Genomic DNA, 17316 nt, shown 5'->3' with positions numbered 1-17316 from the left:
CGATATACTTGGAATATTGATAGGTATAAACCTTCCCATGTTGCTTTTGTTGACGGACTTGTTCCACCGAACCCCGTTTGATTTCGTTATGAATTGTTTGGGGCGCCCGTCCCAGTATTCGCGCAATGGCTCGGTTAGAATAGCCTTGTTTTTTCAACAATTCAATTTGGCCCCGTTCTTTGAACGATAAGTGTTTTGATTTGCGGTCAGATGTGGTAAAGTGAGTTTGCGTCATGTAAATTCATCCTTCTTATATTTTTGTGTCGTGACTTAAATATAACATGAATTTACATGGCTTTTATTATTTTTTAGCGGTGGCTAAGTTGATTATAAAATCCGCCGTTGAAATTATTAGTGTTTTGTCAGGTTTTTATAATATACTTTTGCTCAAAAATCGTAAAAGATGAGTTTAGATATAATTTACGTGAATTATTTTTGGTATTTTTGGCAGCTATCATGTCAACTATGTTGTTCCCTTTTACAGGAGTATATATAATAATATTAATCCTTATATGTCATATTTTATTTCATTATTATCTTAGCAAAGATATGTTGGATTCCATTTTTTCGGTATTTTTAGGTTATAGTGGAGCTGTTATTGCAAACCATTTGTTTACAGTAATCGAATCCTTTTTTATTGAAACATCAGAAGAAAATTTATTAATATTGTTGATTGGGTGGTTCTTTTTATCAATTCTCTTTTCTTTTGTTATTTTGTATATAAGAAGATTTATAATTGCAAAACTGAGTATAGAAATGGTTAGATCAATAAAACCGTTTGCAACTTTTTTAGTTAGTTTTACTGCAATAGTTTTTTTAATATCTATAATATTCGAAGTTGAGCTTGGTAATACTTTTGATCTCGTTAGGACGAATTTTATCTTCTTCATTATTTACTCTTTACTAACCGTTGTAATCCTTTTTGTCTATATGCGCGTCAATCGCCAACATCAAAAAATCAAAGAGAAACAAATTGAGTTTCAAGCTTTGCAGAACTATACTCAGTCGCTGGAGCAGAGTTATAATACTTTGCGTAAATTCCGGCATGATTATAAGAACCTGATGATTTCCCTCGATGCCTTGTTAGATGAGGGCGATTTTGCTGCGATTCAGAAATTTATCAAGCAGGATATGCAAGTGGAAGCTAATAAATTACTTGCCACTCGTAATAATCTTGATGATTTAAGTAAATTGAATATTTCGCCGTTGAAGGGTTTAATTTTGGCCAAGCTTTGGCAAGTTGATCCGCAACAGATAGAAGTAAAGCTTGAGATTAATCAACCTGTCGATCAGTTAAAGATGGAGCCAATTGATTGTGTTAAGGTTGTAGGAATATTACTGGATAATGCAATCGAAGCGGTCCAAGAAGTTGGCTCGGGTCAGATTCGCCTCACTTGTTTTCAATTACAGCATTCTGTGCATTTGATAATTGATAACACTTATGTGGGTGAAATGATCCCCGCCAATCAATTATTCCAGCCTGGATTTTCAACGAAGGGCCAACAGCGGGGACTGGGATTAGCCAATGTACGTGAAATTATTGCCCAATATCCCGATATTTCTATCGAAACCCAAATTAAGGGGCAGATATTCAGTCAACATTTAATTATTCCAGCGTAGGGCAGGAGGATTCGGAAGGTCTATGTTGAATATTTTTGTGATGGAAGACCAGGCGATTGAGAATCAGGGCTTAAGCAATTTCATCAGTCATTATCTTGAGGAGCAGGGGATTGCGGGCCAGATAGTTTTTTCAGGTTATCAGGATTATGATCTGCTTTCTCAACTTCATTCCTTTACTGGTCAGCGTACGTTGTTCTTCTTGGATGTGGATTTAGGGCAAGAACAGTTGAATGGGATTCAATTAGGCGCGGAGATTCGTCGCCAACTGCCTTTAGCACGGATTGTCTTTGTGACCACCCATGAAGAAATGGCGCTACTAACATTTAAGTATTCAGTAGAGGCTTTGGATTATATTATCAAAGACCAGGCAGAGAATTTCTACCAACGGGTTGCTTATTGCATCAACTTGGTGGCTGAGAACGAGCAAGGATTCACTGATAGTCGTCAGGAGGACTCTTTTATCTTGAAATTGGGTGACCAGGTACGTATTTTTGACCGGGCCGACATTCTATGTCTGGAGAAGGTTAAGTTAAGTAGGCAGGTTGTATTAACGACGCTGACTGGCCAATTACAATTTGCCGGGACCTTGAATGAATTGGCTGTGGAATTACCAACTTTTATTCGAATACATCGAGGCTGCTTGATTAATCCCCAACATATTCAATCCATCAGCAAAGAAGGCCACAGTGTGACTTTAACGGGCGGGTATACTTGTCCGATTGCCCGACGTAAAGTGAAAGAACTTGTGAAGCAGATGGATGGTTTAATTGATGAGCCTTCGTCATAATTCATTTTATCATTAGTTGTATTATTTGCGGATTTTAAAGGGAATCCGCAAATTTTTTGTTTATTTTAACCATTGAGGGCCATAAATGAACCATTCATGACTAAAGTCTATCTTTAAAACTGAATTGAGTTAGAATTATTCTTAGATGGGTCGAGAGCTTTTTGCGCAATCCATCCGGATTATTCTGACAGAATTAAGACAAAGTAATTGGGGACTACTATATGAAAGAAGCATATCTGAAAGAATTAGAGAAAGTTGTTCATGATTATCGTAAACATGTATTGTCGGTATTAATCTTGCTTGAAGCGGGAGAATATGATCGGGGTTATTCTTATCTTATGAGTTTACTAGCTGATTGGGACCGAGCCATTGTGACGGCCAAAGAAGAAACTGGCCATATTTTATTCGATGGTTTAATCAGTCAATTTCGTGCCGAGGCTAAATCGAAGCAGATTGAATTTAAGACAGATCTGTCAATTGACGGCTCATTTCCTCTAGAGGATCAGCATCTAACGGCTCTGTTAATGAATTTATGGGCTAATGCGGTGAAGGCGACAACTCAGTTAGCTCAGAATCGCTGTATTGAACTCAAGGTGCAAGCAAATTCTAGCCAATTTCAGCTAATCATGTTGAACTCGTATCAATCGGACCAAGACATTGATAGCCAGTCCGTTAAGCGTCAGGCAGATAGGCGCTGGATTCGACCTGGAAGGGGGTTAGCTATCGTACAGGATATTGTGAAGCGATATCATGGACATTATCAAGTCCAATGGAATAGTCAGTATTTTATCTTTCAAATTGACATCAATCAATAATATTAATGATAGAAAGTGGGAACAATATGCGTAAGAAATTAATCAAATTAACAGCCTGTGTAATGATGGCAGGGCCATTAAGCCTTAGTTATCTACAAAATAATCAATATCCTCATGCCTAGCCCAAGAAGCTTATGATCCACAAGCCTTCTATAATTATATGATGGAGAATTCACCCTTAACCGATGAACAATGGAATGCTATTCCAGCCGAAGCCTGGCAATCTTTCTGGGAAGCTAATCAAAATACGAGTACCATGTATCCTGATAGTATCACGTACTTGGCGATGAGCGCATATCCTCAGGTATTTGCTCCAGAAATCAATCGTATTCGGACCACCTTGGAAGAGAACGGTGTTCACCCAGACATTCTGGCTAACTTCACGGATATGAGTCTTTTGTGGAAAGCTTGGTCTCAACCTGATTTAGCGACATTAACTCAAGAAATGACGGCCAATGATGAGCAGAATCGAGAAAATAAAGGCCTTCCGCCACGTCCTTATACCGATCAAGAAGCTAGCCAACAGGTTGAAGATGGTTTCTACGATGATATGTACAATGCAGTGGTAAATTATGGCGGGATTAGTGAAGAACAACTAGCCAAATTACCGGGCGATCCTATCTATGATGCTGCCTTTGCCTATAAGAAGTCAACCTTCCTCGGTGGCGATCCTAGTATTTTATATCATTTCTTTATTCGCATGTATCCAAGTGTAGCGAAAACTGTTGAACAACCGCCTAAACCTTATACTGAAGAGGAAGCCATTAAATTAGTTAAAGAGGGCTTCTATAATGATATGTATAATGCGGTGGTTAACTATGGCAAGATTAGTGAAGATCAATTAGCGGATTTACCAGGGGATTCTATTTATGACGCAGCAGTCGCCTATAAGAAATCGACTTTCTTAGGCGGTGACCCTGGTGTCCTCTATCATTTCTTTATTAACATGTACCCAGAAGTCTTGAACAAAAAGCTGAAAGTCTCAGACGAGACCCGCCAAGCTCGTGTAGCATTTGTCTCTAAGAATCAAGATTTGTTAGCGCGTGAGTTAGTCACTAAAGAATTGGTCGAACAGAGTGATTCTTTCTTTAAAGAACCAATCACCGTCGAAAATGAAGGACATAATTTTAAAATTCGCGGAGCCTATTTAATTCAACCTGCTGGTGTGGGCAATCCAAATCAAGATCAATATCTTTTAGCGATTCAATATGACTATACCAATCAAACCGACCAAGTGGTGGCTTCGAGTCAAGCGGTCTGGTCTGGTTTAAGTCAAATGGATAACTTAACCGCAGAGGGAAGTCAGCAGTTATCACTGGGCAATTATCAATTAGCCAGCGAACAAACCGCCGATGATATTGAAACAGCCATCGAACCAGGCCAAACAAAGACCCAAACTATTTTCTATAATTTAGAAAGTTTGGATCAAGGGCTTATGCTTCGCTTAGTTAATCAAGATAAGGTACAAAATTATAAATTTGAGCAAGAAGATCTCGCTAAGTTGCCGCCATTTACGGGTCTCTTCCTCGGTGAAGCGAATAATTTCTTATTTGACGGACAACGCGCTTACCTCTTATATGCTGATGAAGCAAGTGCCAAAGCTTGGGCAGATCAAGAAGGCGTGGAAGTGAAAGCTTGGACAGACTTGAGTCTAACCCCAGAAGCGACCCTCTATAAAGAGAAATTAGATGGCGAATTTACCGCAGTCATCTTCGATAATATTTACTACACACTTCAAGAGGGTAAAATCGAGATGAAGCCTTTTGCTAAGGCAGATGCAGCAGCATATTTGAGCTTTGAACCGAATGAAGACTGGACGAGCTTCACCGATCAAGATGGAAACCAATATCAAATTCAAGAATAGATTGTTATAAAACATTAGATAATAGTGAACGATAAAACAGAGCCCCCCTAACTAGTCACGGCTAGCCTAGGGAGGCTCTTTTTATTTGGGTAGAATATGGCGATCTGAAATATTGTCCTTATGATTGGCCAAAGAACAACGGTCTGGATACGGGAGATAATAGATTGAAAAATTAACCCAATCGAACCTAAATAAGTTAACTAGAGGCGGAGTCATCGCGGTCTCTTTGCAAAGCTTTATTTCAATAATGCTTGCATGTTTTGAAGGAAAAAATGACAATGATAACAGCCCACATCAGCACTTATTCAAGGTTCTTTTTTCATTGGGATCTCCTTTTATCTTTGTGTTTTGGCGTTGTTTGAGCGGTCAGAAGAAGCAAATTTGTTTGCCGATTAATCAAGGGGATAATTTGCGTTATCTGCACCGCAGCTAAAACAAAGATAACATTGCAATAAATAGAAAAAGAGATTCAATTTATATTTGAATATAAACAAAAAAACTCTCCTGCCTTGCCAGGAGAGTTGTGGATATTATTGACTGTCTGCAGCAGTTTCTTCTGTGCTTTCTTCGTCCATATTCGCTTCCATATCAGTGCCATCATCTTCTTGAATTAATGACATTGGAATTTCATCAGCAGTACCATAGTACCAAGCAATTTCATCGCCTGCTTCTAAGGTTTGGGAGACTACGCCTAATTCGGCATAGCTGCCATTATATAGATAAGCCCAAGTTTCCCAAGTTTCGTAGTTATTCTCAACATCGTTGATGCTATCGATAACGCCTTCTTCTTCATTGAAGTTGAATGGGACTTGATCTTGGGACTCCATAGCTTCCTTAACGCTCTTGCCTTCAGCATCATCAATTGTGAAGCTTAATTCAGGGTCTTCTTCGCCATGGATGTAGAATTTGAACGTAACTGCATTTTCATTCTTCTCATCTTGATTGCTTTCGTCTCCCTGATTGTCAGCTTCTGCAGAACTTTCTTCACTCTTAGATTCTGGGGCTTGGGTGGTCTCTACGACGGTAGTTTGAGGTGCTTCTGTTGTCTCAGCTTGTTCTGGTTTGTTCTCGTTTCCACAAGCTGCAAGGAATAGAAAAACAACAGTTAAAGCTAAAAATTTGCTAAACTTTTTCACGATAAGTCCTCCTATCTCATGATACACTAAAACTAGCAATAAACGGGCGAAAAGTCAAATTATTCGCAGTTTACTAACAGTTTCATTATAATATATTATACAAAAGAAATATATATTTTTAGTGAATTTATTACTATTAATTGATGAATAGGGAGCGATGTATGTGCTAATCCATACTGATTCGGCTCAGGCCACCCAAGAACTCGCCGCAATAATGGCGCGATATAGTAAGTTAGGCATGGTCTTTCGTCTTGATGGCACTTTGGGAGCCGGCAAGACAACATTTACTCAGGGCTTTGGACGAGCGATGGGTATTCAACGTGCGGTCAAGTCGCCGACTTATACGATTGTCAAAGAATACGATCTGCCTGAAGAAGGTCAACTCATTCATATTGATGCCTACCGACTGGAAGGCGTAGGTGGGGACAGCTTAGATTTTAATGAGTTATTCCGTCCCGATGCGATTACTTTAGTTGAGTGGGCTGAGTTTATTGAGGACGATTTGCCCGAATCTTATTTACATATTCAGATTAACCGGCCAGAAGAACTCGCTGAAGCAGAGACCCGGCGGATTCTGGACATTTCTGTTCAAGGATCCTCGGCTGAATATCTTACCATGATTGAGAAGTTACAAGGGGATTATGTGAGGAAGGATGCTGACTTAAATGAAGAATAAGATGTTTCCGGTCGATACTGTGGAGTCAGAAGATATTGAAATTACTGTCCGTCAGGCTGAAGAAACCGACGCTCGTGCAATTATTGGCTTGAGTCGCCACTTAGGTAAAGAAACCGATTATCTATCTTTTGGTAAAGAAGGTCTCTCGTTAACAGTGGCTGAAGAACGAGCCATTATTAATTCTTATCAAGCGGCCCCGACCTCCATTCTATTATTAACTGAGACCGATGGACAGATTATTGGTCTGTCCTCTGTCAAGGTGCTAGATCAGGGCAAACAAGCCCACGTCGCTGAAATTGGCGTTTCTTTGATTGAGGAATATTGGGGTTATAGCATCGGCCACATGATGTTAACGGCCTTGATTGAATTTGCCCAAGCAGTCGATATTAAGGTGCTAACCCTCGAAGTGATCACCGAAAATCAACGGGCGATTAAACTTTATCAGAAGAATCACTTTGATATTGTAGGTCGCCTGACCAAACGGGTGAAATCAGCTTATGGTTATTATGATACTTACATCATGGAACGTATTCTGGATTAAAGTCTTTACTTTGAGACTGACTTTGTCTAAAATATGTAAGAATGCTCAGCGGAGCGATATGCTGAAAGGTGATAACCATGGTGAATTTTCAAAATTTGAGTCAGCTCTTTCCTGAAATGACGATTAAATATAATGAAGCATTAGCAAATTATTCTTATACAAAAACAGGGGGACCGGCTGACGTTATCGTCTTCCCCAAATCTAAAACAGAAGTCCAACAAATTATTGATTGGGTCAACCAACACCAAGTGCCCTTGACCGTCTTTGGTAACCTATCAAATTTAATTGTTCGTGATGGTGGAATGGCAGGGATTGTGATGATTCTGACCCAGATGAACCACATAGAAGTCTCAGTTGACGGTATTTATGCTGAAAGTGGGGCAGCGATGATTGAAACCAGTCAACAAGCCCTCGCCGCAGAATACACCGGCTTAGAATTTGCTTGTGGAATCCCCGGAAGTGTGGGGGGAGCGGTCTTTATGAATGCGGGTGCCTATGAGGGGGAAGTGAAAGATTGCATCCAATATGTGGACGTGTTAACGGCGGAAGGCGAATTGAAACGCTTCTCTAATGAAGAAAGTCAATTTACCTATCGCAACAGCATCTTCCAAGACAATCAAGCCGTGATTTTAGGGGCTTTCTTTGCTTTAGGCAAAGGAGACAGCCAAGCGATTAAAGAACGGATGGATCATTTAACCTATCTCCGTCAATCGAAGCAACCCTTAGAATATCCTTCTTGTGGCTCAGTATTCAAACGACCAGAAGGCTATTTTACCGGCAAACTAATCCAAGATGCGGGCTTACAAGGCTATCGAATTGGTGGAGCTGAGATTTCACGCAAGCATGCTGGCTTTATTGTCAATGTTGCTGAAGCGACAGCGACCGACTATACCGAAATGATTGCCTTTATTCAAGAAACCATCTTTAATAAATATGGTGTACACTTAGAAACCGAGGTTCGAATCCTGGGTCGGGAGAAAGAATAAGAAATTTCAACTTTCTGTGAGATTTTTAACAATTAGTCTTGTCATCTAACAGAAAATCTGTTATTATATATGAACAGTGTTGATGCACCCTTAGCTCAATTGGATAGAGTGTTTGACTACGAATCAAAAGGTTACAGGTTCGACTCCTGTAGGGTGTATTGTGAGCAGGCCTAAGGGCCTGTTTTTTTGTGCCTATTTTTATTCATTTCCTTTTGAGAAAGTAAGATATCCAGGAGTACAAACACCAAACTATGAGAGCTTGAAAAATATTCTCATTATATTATAATTTAAATATAAAATAAAAATATATCGTTAAACAGATGATTGTTTGATTTAGAAAGTAGGGGGTTGTTCAAAGTGATAGATCATCAGACCTATGTTAAGTACTTTTTTAAGAAGAACAGGCTGAATACAATTTTAACCATCCTTGCCTATATCGGTATTTCTTTGTTAAATGTTCTTGTTTCATGGTATTTACAAGTCATTTTCGATGTGATGTCTCAAGATAGTTCATTCACCTTTGTACAACTTTTGTATTTTTGTATGGCTATCTTAATTGCTATCTCACTCATTTATTTTCTTCAATATTGGTTTTTTCCCCATTTTCTGGAGAAAGCGATGACTCAATTTAAAGACAAACTAATGAAAGACATTCTAAGCAAAGATTTGTCGAGTTTTGCCCAAGGCAACAGCTCACTCTATCTTTCAGCCTTAACCAATGATTGTGAGCGTATCGAACAGAATTATTTGCGAACAATCTTTACTCTGATTCAGTTATCGATCATGTTCATAGGCTCGCTCTCTTTGATGCTATATTTCAGTCCGATTTTAACCCTTATATCTTTGCTGGTCTCTATCTTGCCAATGATTTTCGCCATGAAGACAGCGACGATATTAGCCACAACGGAAAAGAAAGTTTCTGAAGAAAATGCTAATTATCTCGCTCAGACAAAGGATATATTGAACGGTATTTCGATTATCAAAAGTTTCAAGGCGGAGATGGAAGCTGACCAACTCTATCAACAAGGTAATCATCGATTGGAGCGCCAGAAGAGAGATCGTGAACATAAATCCCTTCAAATCACTGGCTTAGGCGAATTTACTAAATTATTGGCTCAATTCGTCCTCATGTTATCGGGGGTTTGGTTAGTTTTGTATCGACCTGATACCCTTACACCAGGGATGGCTATTGCCTTCACCAATTTAATGAATTTTGTTCTACAACCTATCGCTACGATTCCCCAACTCTTGGGCCAACGCAAGGCGGCAATAGTTTTGCTAGATAAACTAGCCAACCAGATAAAACAAGTTGATAAAGATCAAGGAGTGACTTTGTCGGCACCCCTTAATCGAGGCTTCACTCTCCAAGATATCAGTTTTTCCTATAAAGATTCCGGTGATGTTTGGGCTTTAGCAGATATCAATCTTGAATTAGAGCTTGGCAAGTCCTATGCAATTGTCGGTGGATCTGGCTCGGGGAAAACCAGCCTAATTAATCTGCTCATGGGCTTATATGATACTTACCAAGGGTCTCTTTCTTTAAATAATATTGAAGTGAAATAACGACTTCTTCCTTATATGATGTTATGAGTTTAATCCAACAATCTGTTTTTATTTTTGATGCGAGTATTGTTGAGAATATTACTATGTTTCGTAACTTTCCCCAGTCAGATATTGATCGAGTCATACAGTTAGCAGGTTTGGTAGAACTCATTGAGTCCCATGGTCAGGATTATAACTGTGGCGAAAATGGTTGCAATCTCTCAGGTGGGGAGAAGCAACGGATTGCGATTGCTCGTAGTTTACTGCAGGAATCTGAGATTTTATTGGTAGATGAAGCGACTTCGGCTCTCGATAATCAAACCGCAGCTAATATTACTCAGGCGATTCTTGATTTATCAGGATTGATGCGTATTGTGGTGACGCATCGCTTAGAAGAAAAATTCTTGCAGCAATATGATCAAATTGTAGTTCTTAAAGAAGGGAAGTTAATCGAACAAGGCACATTTAATCAACTGATGGCAGAGAAGAAATATTTCTATTCCTTGTTTACCGTGGCTAATTAGAAATATACTTGTCATACTTAACAATCTACGAGTTTTTCTTGCGTTATTAACCAGTGGACATCGCCTTTCACTTATAAATATAAGTCCATAAATACTTTAGACCTCACTGCCATAATTTAGTGTCCTAATTGAAGTGCTATGCTCAACTAATCATTTGTATACATCGTGTGTGCCCTTAAGTCTTTAAGAGTCTTGTTGTTATCGATTCATGGAAAAGGGGAAAATTAAATAGAGAATACAATATGAAGTAAGGGTTTGATCTTCATCAGTTATATCAAACCCTGGTACTGACAAGAGGCCGTCCTGTAGAGTCAAGACTTTGGAGGACGAGATTCACTAGAATAGCTCTAGAGACGAGTCAATTAGAGCTGTTAAATGGAGTGAATCTTCTGTTTCTTGTGAGTACCAGGGTTCTTTTTTGTTTTACCATCATGTGTTTCTTGTCACCAAGATGATGTCGCTGACATTCATACAGTTCTGAAATTGAAAAGTGAAAAGTTTAGCGCTAGAAAATCTTAAATATATTTTAATTGATTACGGAAATCGGCCAAGGATTGGTAGCCATAGCGGTGCATCTCTTCAATCAATTCCGTTTGTAGGCGAGGGAAGATTTCTGGCCCTTCCTTAAGTAATTGACTGCCAATTTGAACCATATCTGCGCCGCAAAGAATATGTTCGAAGACATCCCGACCGGTGATAACCCCACCTGCGCCAATAACATGGATTTCATCTTTCAATCGTTGACGGAAGGCATGGACATTGGCTAAGGCCGTTGGTTTGACAATCGATCCGCCCAGTCCACCGAACCCTTGCTTAGGCTTAATCGCCACGCTTAGTTCATTGATAACTAGGCCATTCCCCAGACTGTTAATACAAGTCACAAAGGTTAGCGGATAGCGGTTCAATAAGTCAGCCATTTGATCAAAGTGAACCAGGTCAAAAAATGGAGGCAACTTAACTCCAATCGCATGCTCACTTAGGCTAAAGATTTGATCTAACAAAGAGGCGGTCTGTTCAAAATCATAGGCCGTTTGTGGTTTGCCTGGAATATTAGGGCAAGATAGATTTAGTTCAATCATACCTTGGTAATGGCTTTGGTTAATTTTTTCAATCAGTTGAGGGAGATCATCGGGTTGGATGGGGGCGATTGAGAGAAAGCGTTGAGCTTGTCTGGCGTCATGCTTCAGATAATCGAGATAGAAATCAATGCCAAGATTTGGCAGACCCATGGAATTAATCGAAGAATCCCCGAAGGCATAGTATCGAGGTTCCGGATTCCCTGGTCGAGCTTGTAAAGTAGCAGTCTTAGTCACAAAAGTGGCTGCCTGGCTGTCTTTCAGGCTATCAAGTTCTGCTTGACTCATACAGAGAATGCCGGCAGCATTCATTAAACAGTTATCGAAGTTTACCTTGCCAATGGTGGTTGAAATATTCGTCATCATTCGACTCCTTTATAGATATTTCTATCACTGTGCAAAAAAAGACCCGCCTAAAGATAGACTGGTCCTAAAGTAAGAATCGCGTCTACTTTCATGTTTCTCGAACATGTTTAAAATACACTGATGGATAGCTTAACTAGATTGTAGGAAACCCCCATGCAATAGTCAATAGCAAATAAAAATAAAAAACTAAAGTAAAAATAAGGGCGTTATGCTATAATTCACAATCGAAAGGACAATCTATCAGCTAATTGCCTCGAGCCATTAGCCTACCTTTCTAATCGGGTTCGAAGGAGTCAATAATGTACAAAATTTATGTAGAGGAGCATGCTTATGACGACAAATAATTATAGTGTGGAGTTGCATCATGTTAGCAAATCCTATAATGATACGACCGTATTAAAGTCAATTGATATGGAGTTAGAACAAGGAAAGTTCTATACCCTGCTAGGACCTTCTGGCTGTGGTAAGACGACGATTCTTAGGATTATTGCTGGATTTACCGACGCCAGTTCAGGAGAAGTCCTCTTGAATGGCGAGAAAGTCACGGAGATACCAGCTAATAAACGTAAGGTCAACACTGTCTTTCAGGATTATGCCTTATTTCCTCACATGAATGTGTACGAGAATATTGCTTTTGGATTGTCGGTAAAAGGCACTGACAAAGAAATTATCAAACAAAAAGTCTCAGAAGCTTTAAAATTGGTTCAGCTCGAAGGCTATGAGCACCGTGAGATTGATGAAATGTCTGGTGGACAGAAACAACGGGTGGCGATTGCCCGGGCCTTAGTTAATGAACCTGAGGTCCTGCTTTTGGATGAACCTTTATCCGCTCTTGATTTAAAATTACGGACAGACATGCAATATGAACTCCGGGAATTACAAGAACGTTTGGGCATTACCTTCGTCTTTGTCACTCATGACCAAGAAGAAGCCTTGGCGATGTCAGATTGGATTTTTGTGATGGATAAGGGTGAGATTGTTCAATCAGGTACGCCAGTGGATATTTATGATGAACCGATTAATCGTTATGTCGCAGATTTCATTGGCGAAAGTAATATTATTGATGCCAAGATGATTGAAGATTATCGGGTTGAATTTGTTGGTCGCGTTTTTGATTGTGAGGATGCGGGAATTCCAGCCAATGAGCAGGTTGAAGTGGTAGTCCGTCCCGAAGATGTGGAAATCACCAGTTCCGAACAAGGTCATATCACGGCTAAAATTGATACTATCCTCTTCCGCGGTGTCTTCAATGAAGTCATTGCCTACGATGAAGCTGGGAATGAATGGATGATTCATACCACTAAGAAACCTGAATTAGATTCAACGATTGGCATTTATCTAGAACCTGAAAGTATTCACGTAATGCGCTTTAATGAATCTGAGGAAGAGTTTGACGCCCGTCTTGAACAATATGAAGATTAGGAGGGAGTCCATGAACCTTACTAAGAAAACACAAATCTATGCGATCCCCTATTATCTTTGGATTGGGATCTTCGTTATTGCCCCCTTGCTTTTGCTTTTATATCGGTCATTGTTTAATGTCTCTGGTGAATTGACCTTAGCGAATTACGTCAATTATTTCACCTCGAAGAACTATTTGTTAATGACTTTATCTTCAGTCTTTTACGCAGGGTTAGTGACTTTAATTACTTTTATCTTCGCCTACCCAATGGCCTATGGACTGACTAAATTGAAGAACAAACAGTTCTGGATTCTGTTGGTAATCTTACCGACCTGGATCAATCTCTTGTTAAAGATATATGCCTTCATTGGCATTCTGAGTAAAAGTGGCCCGGTAAATCAATTCCTGATGTGGATTGGCCTTCAACCTCAACAATTACTCTTTACCAATCTGGCTTTTCTAATCGTAGCAGCCTATATCGAAATTCCCTTTATGCTGATTCCTATTTATAATTCGATTAATGAGATTCCTCAATCGCTCTATCAAGCCAGTCTGGATTTAGGTGCCAATCAGTGGACGACCCTACGACGAATTGTGCTGCCTTTATCCATGCGTGGAGTCCGCTCTGGCGTTCAAGCGGTCTTTATTCCTTCCTTATCGCTCTTTATGTTAACCCGCTTGATTGGTGGTAACCGCGTCATCACCTTGGGAACGGCTGTAGAACAACACTTCTTGGTCACCCAGAATCTAGGGATGGGAGCGACCATTGGTGTGGTCTTAATGCTGGCCATGTTCTTGATTATGTTCCTGACCCGTCAACGGCAAAAAGGAGGGGCCAGTCATGCGACAAAATAAATTTTCTTGGAGTCAAGTCTATTTAGCAGTTATGTTCTTCTTGTTATATTTACCGATATTCTATTTGATCTATTATTCTTTCAATGCCGGTGGAACGATGACAGAATTTACCGGCTTCACCTGGGAACACTATCAAACTATGTTTGAGGATACTCGGTTAATGACTTTCTTGATGAACACCTTTATTGTGGCTTTATTGTCAGCCTTGATTGCGACTTTTATCGGAACCTTTGGCGCGATTGCGATTTATTTCACCCAGAAGAACCGTAACAAACAAGCCTTATTGAATTTGAATAACGTTTTGATGGTAACACCTGATGTAATGATGGGGGCCAGCTTCTTAATCTTATTCTCTCTCTTAATTCCGATAAAATTTGGTTTTTGGACAGTATTAATTGCGCATGTGGCTTTATCGGTACCGATTGTAGTCTTAATGGTTCTACCCAGATTGTATGAAATGAACCAAAATATGATTACCGCAGCCCAAGACTTAGGGGCCAATAGCTCGCAAATCCTAAGCCAAATTATCGTTCCTAGTATTTGGACGGGGATTATTTCCGGCTTCTTTATGGCTTTTACTTATTCTTTAGATGATTTCGCTGTGACCTTCTTCGTGACCGGGAACGGATTCTCGACGGTAGCAGTTGAAGTATATTCACGAGCTCGGGTGGGGATTTCTTTAGAAATCAATGCCTTGTCTACCTTGATGTTTATTGTCGCCTTTATCTTAGTCCTGGGTTATTATTACTTGCAGGTGGGCGAAACCCGGCGCAAGGCACGTCGCTTTAGAGCAGAGAAGGCGGTGTTGTAGATGAAGAAATTATTGAATTTTTCCTTGATTATCTTGACCATGGTTGCCATAGTCTGGGGCTATAAGTACCATTTAGAAACTTCTTCAAGCTTGGCCAATCAGAATACGGTCGTCTTCTATAATTGGGGCGACTATATTGATCCCGAAGTGATGAAGCAGTTTGAAGGAGAAAGTGGCTACCGGGTCATCTATGAGACCTTCGATTCGAATGAAGCCATGCTTTCCAAAATCGAACAAGGTGGAACGAAGTATGATTTGATTGTGCCGAGTGAATATATGATTGAGAATATGATCAGCAAAGACATGCTCTTGCCACTGGATAAGCGTAAGTTGCCGAACTTGAAACATATTGATCCAGAATATATGGATTGGTCCTTCGACCCGGGCAACAAGTATTCGATCCCTTATTTCTGGGGAACCTTGGGGATTGTCTATAATGAACGAGTCTTAGGTGAGAATGCCATTCAATCTTGGAAAGATCTCTGGAAGCCTGAGTTTCGTAATGGCATCCTGATGATTGATGGGGCTCGCGAAGTCATTGGAATTGGTCTACAAGCTCAAGGTTATGATCTGAATGAGACCGATAGTAAGATTTTGCGCAAATCAGCTGATTTGATGAAGACTTTGATGCCAAATATTTCAGCCTTGATTGCTGACGAGATTAAGATGCACTTAGTCAATGAAGAGAATTATATTGGGGTAACTTATTCGGGTGAAGCGGCCATGGCCATGTGGGAGAATGAAGATTTGACCTATTATGTACCAGAGGAAGGGTCGAATTTCTGGGAAGATACCCTAGCCATCCCTAAGAATGCCAATAACATCGAAGGGGCCTATGCCTTGATGGACTTTCTATGTCGGCCAGAGATTGCGGCAGCCAATGCGGAATACGTCGGTTATTCAACACCGAATAAATCTGCTATGGCTTTGATGCCAGAAGAAATGATTGCTGACAAAGCCTTCTACCCTGACCAAAGCTTGATTGATAAGTTAAGTGTCTATCGAAACCTGGGTAAAGAAAAGTTGATCGAATATAATGACCTATATTTGGAAGTAAAAATCGAACCTAGGGATTAAATCAGTTCGTTTATTAAGCTGTTAAAAAAACTAGGTAGCAAATTTAACCGTAAGATCAGATTTTCGAAAAGCGGTGTATGATTATAATCTTAAATCCACCAACTCAACCCTGCCAAACTATGGGCAGTGGAAAGGTTGGTGGATTTATTTACAGGATAGAAGAGATTAAATTCAATCATTGTCCCTAGGCCACAACACTAGTCGAACCCATCCATTTAACCTTACCCAGGGAAATAAAGATGCACTTGAAAAAAAGATGAGTTAGATTAGAATATAATTAAAGAATTGTGTGTTTTAGTAATATGCAGAAGGGGGACTTGTCGTGAAGAAGTTATTAACTGTTTTGACACTCTTTGTGCTTTGTATCGTTAGCCTCGGCAATTTGGTCGCTGCTCAGTCCAGTGAAATTTATCAAATGCAAACTGAAGACGCTCCGATTCAAGAACTTTCAAGAATCGATGAAGTGATTTATCTTACTATTAATTCGCAATCGCCTCAGGCCCACGAACTCATTCTAAAACTCAATAATTTTACTGCTGATACAATCGGTCTACCCAACCCGTCGACAGAGGCTAAAGATATACGGCAGAATCAAATCGATTTAGGCATCGATTATCAGACAGTCAAACAGCAGTTAGATTTAAATGATAATCCTAATGTTTATCAACTGATTGATCAATTAGAACAACACACGTCAGGCATTTATCCTAAGTTAAACGCTGAGGGTCAAATTGTTTTCTTACTGAGCAAAGCCGAGTGGGTTGAACAAGACCAAGTCATCACAATTAAACTTTTCGAAAAAGACCTATTGTCCCTAAAACGAGTGGACAACCAGACCCTATCTTATCAAGATTATCCCCTCATCCGTCAACAATAGAACCTATTCAATATAAATTTCCTCTACTCGAAACAACTTGTTTGACGAGTCTAGAGGGAATTTTTTGTACTTATAATTGCCCTTATAAGAGGCGGATTTTATAATCAACTTAGCCACCGCTAAAAAATAATAAAAGCCATGTAAATTCATGTTATATTTAAGTCACGACACAAAAATATAAGAAGGATGAATTTACATGACGCAAACTCACTTTACCACATCTGACCGCAAATCAAAACACTTATCGTTCAAAGAACGGGGCCAAATTGAATTGTTGAAAAAACAAGGCTATTCTAACCGAGCCATTGCGCGAATACTGGGACGGGCGCCCCAAACAATTCATAACGAAATCAAACGGGGT

General features: G+C 39.8%; 19 protein-coding genes and 1 tRNA gene. 16 read left to right on the top strand and 4 right to left on the bottom strand.

Going from position 1 to position 17316, the window contains the following annotated elements; translation table 11 throughout:
- Positions 1 to 235, bottom strand: a 235-nt coding sequence (locus tag BMX34_RS08925) for a helix-turn-helix domain-containing protein (RefSeq protein WP_143440760.1), incomplete at its 3' end; no start/stop codon positions are given.
- Positions 236 to 581: 346 nt separating this feature from the next.
- Complete coding sequence (locus tag BMX34_RS09785; protein ID WP_159428914.1) at positions 582 to 890, bottom strand: hypothetical protein; 309 nt, start codon at positions 888 to 890, stop codon at positions 582 to 584.
- A gap of 40 nt (positions 891 to 930) precedes the next feature.
- On the opposite strand from BMX34_RS09785, the gene BMX34_RS09780 reads away from it, so the two are divergent.
- The 4 genes from BMX34_RS09780 to BMX34_RS08905 all read left to right on the top strand — a co-directional run bounded on the left by BMX34_RS09780 (position 931) and on the right by BMX34_RS08905 (position 5086).
- Entirely contained in the window at positions 931 to 1620 is a 690-nt protein-coding gene (locus BMX34_RS09780; RefSeq protein WP_159428913.1) for a sensor histidine kinase, read from the top strand.
- Between the two features lie 22 nt (positions 1621 to 1642).
- Positions 1643 to 2407 carry a LytR/AlgR family response regulator transcription factor gene (locus BMX34_RS08915; protein ID WP_092572679.1) on the top strand — a complete coding sequence of 255 codons (765 nt, stop codon included), beginning with the start codon at positions 1643 to 1645 and terminating at the stop codon, positions 2405 to 2407.
- 221 nt (positions 2408 to 2628) lie between these two features.
- Entirely contained in the window at positions 2629 to 3222 is a 594-nt protein-coding gene (locus tag BMX34_RS08910; protein ID WP_092572678.1) for a GHKL domain-containing protein, read from the top strand.
- Positions 3223 to 3382: 160 nt separating this feature from the next.
- Positions 3383 to 5086: a DUF5067 domain-containing protein gene (locus tag BMX34_RS08905; RefSeq protein WP_092572677.1), complete on the top strand. Its 1704-nt coding sequence runs from the start codon at positions 3383 to 3385 to the stop codon at positions 5084 to 5086.
- A 530-nt stretch (positions 5087 to 5616) separates the two neighbouring features.
- Here the strand turns inward: BMX34_RS08905 and BMX34_RS08900 are convergent.
- The gene (locus BMX34_RS08900; protein ID WP_092572676.1) at positions 5617 to 6222 is read right to left on the bottom strand and encodes a DUF4430 domain-containing protein; all 606 of its coding nucleotides are present in this window, start codon (positions 6220 to 6222) and stop codon (positions 5617 to 5619) included.
- Between the two features lie 163 nt (positions 6223 to 6385).
- Here BMX34_RS08900 and tsaE point away from each other — a divergent pair, with 163 nt between their 5' ends.
- The 6 genes from tsaE (at position 6386) to BMX34_RS09940 (ending at position 10491) form a co-directional block, all read left to right on the top strand.
- Positions 6386 to 6898 carry a tRNA (adenosine(37)-N6)-threonylcarbamoyltransferase complex ATPase subunit type 1 TsaE gene (tsaE, locus tag BMX34_RS08895; RefSeq protein WP_234971715.1) on the top strand — a complete coding sequence of 171 codons (513 nt, stop codon included), beginning with the start codon at positions 6386 to 6388 and terminating at the stop codon, positions 6896 to 6898.
- Complete coding sequence (locus BMX34_RS08890) at positions 6888 to 7439, top strand: GNAT family N-acetyltransferase (protein ID WP_092572674.1); 552 nt, start codon at positions 6888 to 6890, stop codon at positions 7437 to 7439. The genes tsaE and BMX34_RS08890 overlap by 11 nt, the downstream gene beginning before the upstream one ends.
- An 80-nt stretch (positions 7440 to 7519) precedes the next feature.
- On the top strand, positions 7520 to 8425 hold the full coding sequence (gene murB, locus BMX34_RS08885) for a UDP-N-acetylmuramate dehydrogenase (RefSeq protein ID WP_200793441.1): 906 nt from the start codon (positions 7520 to 7522) through the stop codon (positions 8423 to 8425).
- Positions 8426 to 8509: 84 nt separating this feature from the next.
- Positions 8510 to 8583 (top strand) — tRNA-Arg (locus BMX34_RS08880).
- 199 nt (positions 8584 to 8782) lie between these two features.
- Positions 8783 to 9988 (top strand): ABC transporter transmembrane domain-containing protein, encoded by a 1206-nt coding sequence (locus tag BMX34_RS08875; RefSeq protein ID WP_200793440.1) that lies wholly within the window; start codon positions 8783 to 8785, stop codon positions 9986 to 9988.
- A gap of 23 nt (positions 9989 to 10011) precedes the next feature.
- On the top strand, positions 10012 to 10491 hold the full coding sequence (locus tag BMX34_RS09940; RefSeq protein ID WP_200793439.1) for an ATP-binding cassette domain-containing protein: 480 nt from the start codon (positions 10012 to 10014) through the stop codon (positions 10489 to 10491).
- A 515-nt stretch (positions 10492 to 11006) separates the two neighbouring features.
- Here BMX34_RS09940 and BMX34_RS08870 read toward each other — a convergent pair.
- Entirely contained in the window at positions 11007 to 11930 is a 924-nt protein-coding gene (locus BMX34_RS08870) for a dihydroorotate oxidase (RefSeq protein ID WP_092572672.1), read from the bottom strand.
- Positions 11931 to 12263: 333 nt separating this feature from the next.
- Between BMX34_RS08870 and BMX34_RS08865 the strand changes: the two genes are divergently transcribed.
- From BMX34_RS08865 to BMX34_RS08840, 6 genes are all read left to right on the top strand, one after another.
- Positions 12264 to 13355 carry an ABC transporter ATP-binding protein gene (locus tag BMX34_RS08865; protein ID WP_092572671.1) on the top strand — a complete coding sequence of 364 codons (1092 nt, stop codon included), beginning with the start codon at positions 12264 to 12266 and terminating at the stop codon, positions 13353 to 13355.
- A 10-nt stretch (positions 13356 to 13365) separates the two neighbouring features.
- Entirely contained in the window at positions 13366 to 14190 is an 825-nt protein-coding gene (locus BMX34_RS08860; protein WP_092572670.1) for an ABC transporter permease, read from the top strand.
- Positions 14177 to 15001 carry an ABC transporter permease gene (locus BMX34_RS08855; RefSeq protein WP_092572669.1) on the top strand — a complete coding sequence of 275 codons (825 nt, stop codon included), beginning with the start codon at positions 14177 to 14179 and terminating at the stop codon, positions 14999 to 15001. The genes BMX34_RS08860 and BMX34_RS08855 overlap by 14 nt, the downstream gene beginning before the upstream one ends.
- Positions 15002 to 16078 carry an ABC transporter substrate-binding protein gene (locus tag BMX34_RS08850; RefSeq protein ID WP_092572668.1) on the top strand — a complete coding sequence of 359 codons (1077 nt, stop codon included), beginning with the start codon at positions 15002 to 15004 and terminating at the stop codon, positions 16076 to 16078. It abuts the gene before it with no gap.
- Between the two features lie 322 nt (positions 16079 to 16400).
- Positions 16401 to 16955 (top strand): hypothetical protein, encoded by a 555-nt coding sequence (locus tag BMX34_RS08845; RefSeq protein WP_092572667.1) that lies wholly within the window; start codon positions 16401 to 16403, stop codon positions 16953 to 16955.
- 196 nt (positions 16956 to 17151) lie between these two features.
- A partial coding sequence (locus tag BMX34_RS08840) for a helix-turn-helix domain-containing protein (protein WP_143440758.1) occupies positions 17152 to 17316 on the top strand: 165 nt, incomplete at its 3' end.

This window comes from Ignavigranum ruoffiae (assembly GCF_900110675.1).
GTDB classification, from domain to species: Bacteria; Bacillota; Bacilli; order Lactobacillales; family Aerococcaceae; genus Ignavigranum; species Ignavigranum ruoffiae.
The sequence above is the reverse complement of the archived record's forward strand: the minus strand, read 5'-3'. Positions and strand labels throughout refer to the sequence as shown.

Excerpts from the sequence above, each read along its gene's own strand:
- BMX34_RS09785 (WP_159428914.1), bottom strand. The coding sequence starts at position 890 with ATGAAGAAGATAAAATTCGTCCTAACGAGATCAAAAGTATTACCAAGC.
- BMX34_RS09780 (WP_159428913.1), top strand. The coding sequence starts at position 931 with ATGCGCGTCAATCGCCAACATCAAAAAATCAAAGAGAAACAAATTGAG.
- BMX34_RS08915 (WP_092572679.1), top strand. The coding sequence starts at position 1,643 with ATGTTGAATATTTTTGTGATGGAAGACCAGGCGATTGAGAATCAGGGC.
- BMX34_RS08910 (WP_092572678.1), top strand. The coding sequence starts at position 2,629 with ATGAAAGAAGCATATCTGAAAGAATTAGAGAAAGTTGTTCATGATTAT.
- BMX34_RS08905 (WP_092572677.1), top strand. The coding sequence starts at position 3,383 with ATGATGGAGAATTCACCCTTAACCGATGAACAATGGAATGCTATTCCA.
- BMX34_RS08890 (WP_092572674.1), top strand. The coding sequence starts at position 6,888 with ATGAAGAATAAGATGTTTCCGGTCGATACTGTGGAGTCAGAAGATATT.
- BMX34_RS09940 (WP_200793439.1), top strand. The coding sequence starts at position 10,012 with ATGAGTTTAATCCAACAATCTGTTTTTATTTTTGATGCGAGTATTGTT.
- BMX34_RS08870 (WP_092572672.1), bottom strand. The coding sequence starts at position 11,930 with ATGACGAATATTTCAACCACCATTGGCAAGGTAAACTTCGATAACTGT.
- BMX34_RS08865 (WP_092572671.1), top strand. The coding sequence starts at position 12,264 with ATGACGACAAATAATTATAGTGTGGAGTTGCATCATGTTAGCAAATCC.
- BMX34_RS08860 (WP_092572670.1), top strand. The coding sequence starts at position 13,366 with ATGAACCTTACTAAGAAAACACAAATCTATGCGATCCCCTATTATCTT.
- BMX34_RS08855 (WP_092572669.1), top strand. The coding sequence starts at position 14,177 with ATGCGACAAAATAAATTTTCTTGGAGTCAAGTCTATTTAGCAGTTATG.
- BMX34_RS08850 (WP_092572668.1), top strand. The coding sequence starts at position 15,002 with ATGAAGAAATTATTGAATTTTTCCTTGATTATCTTGACCATGGTTGCC.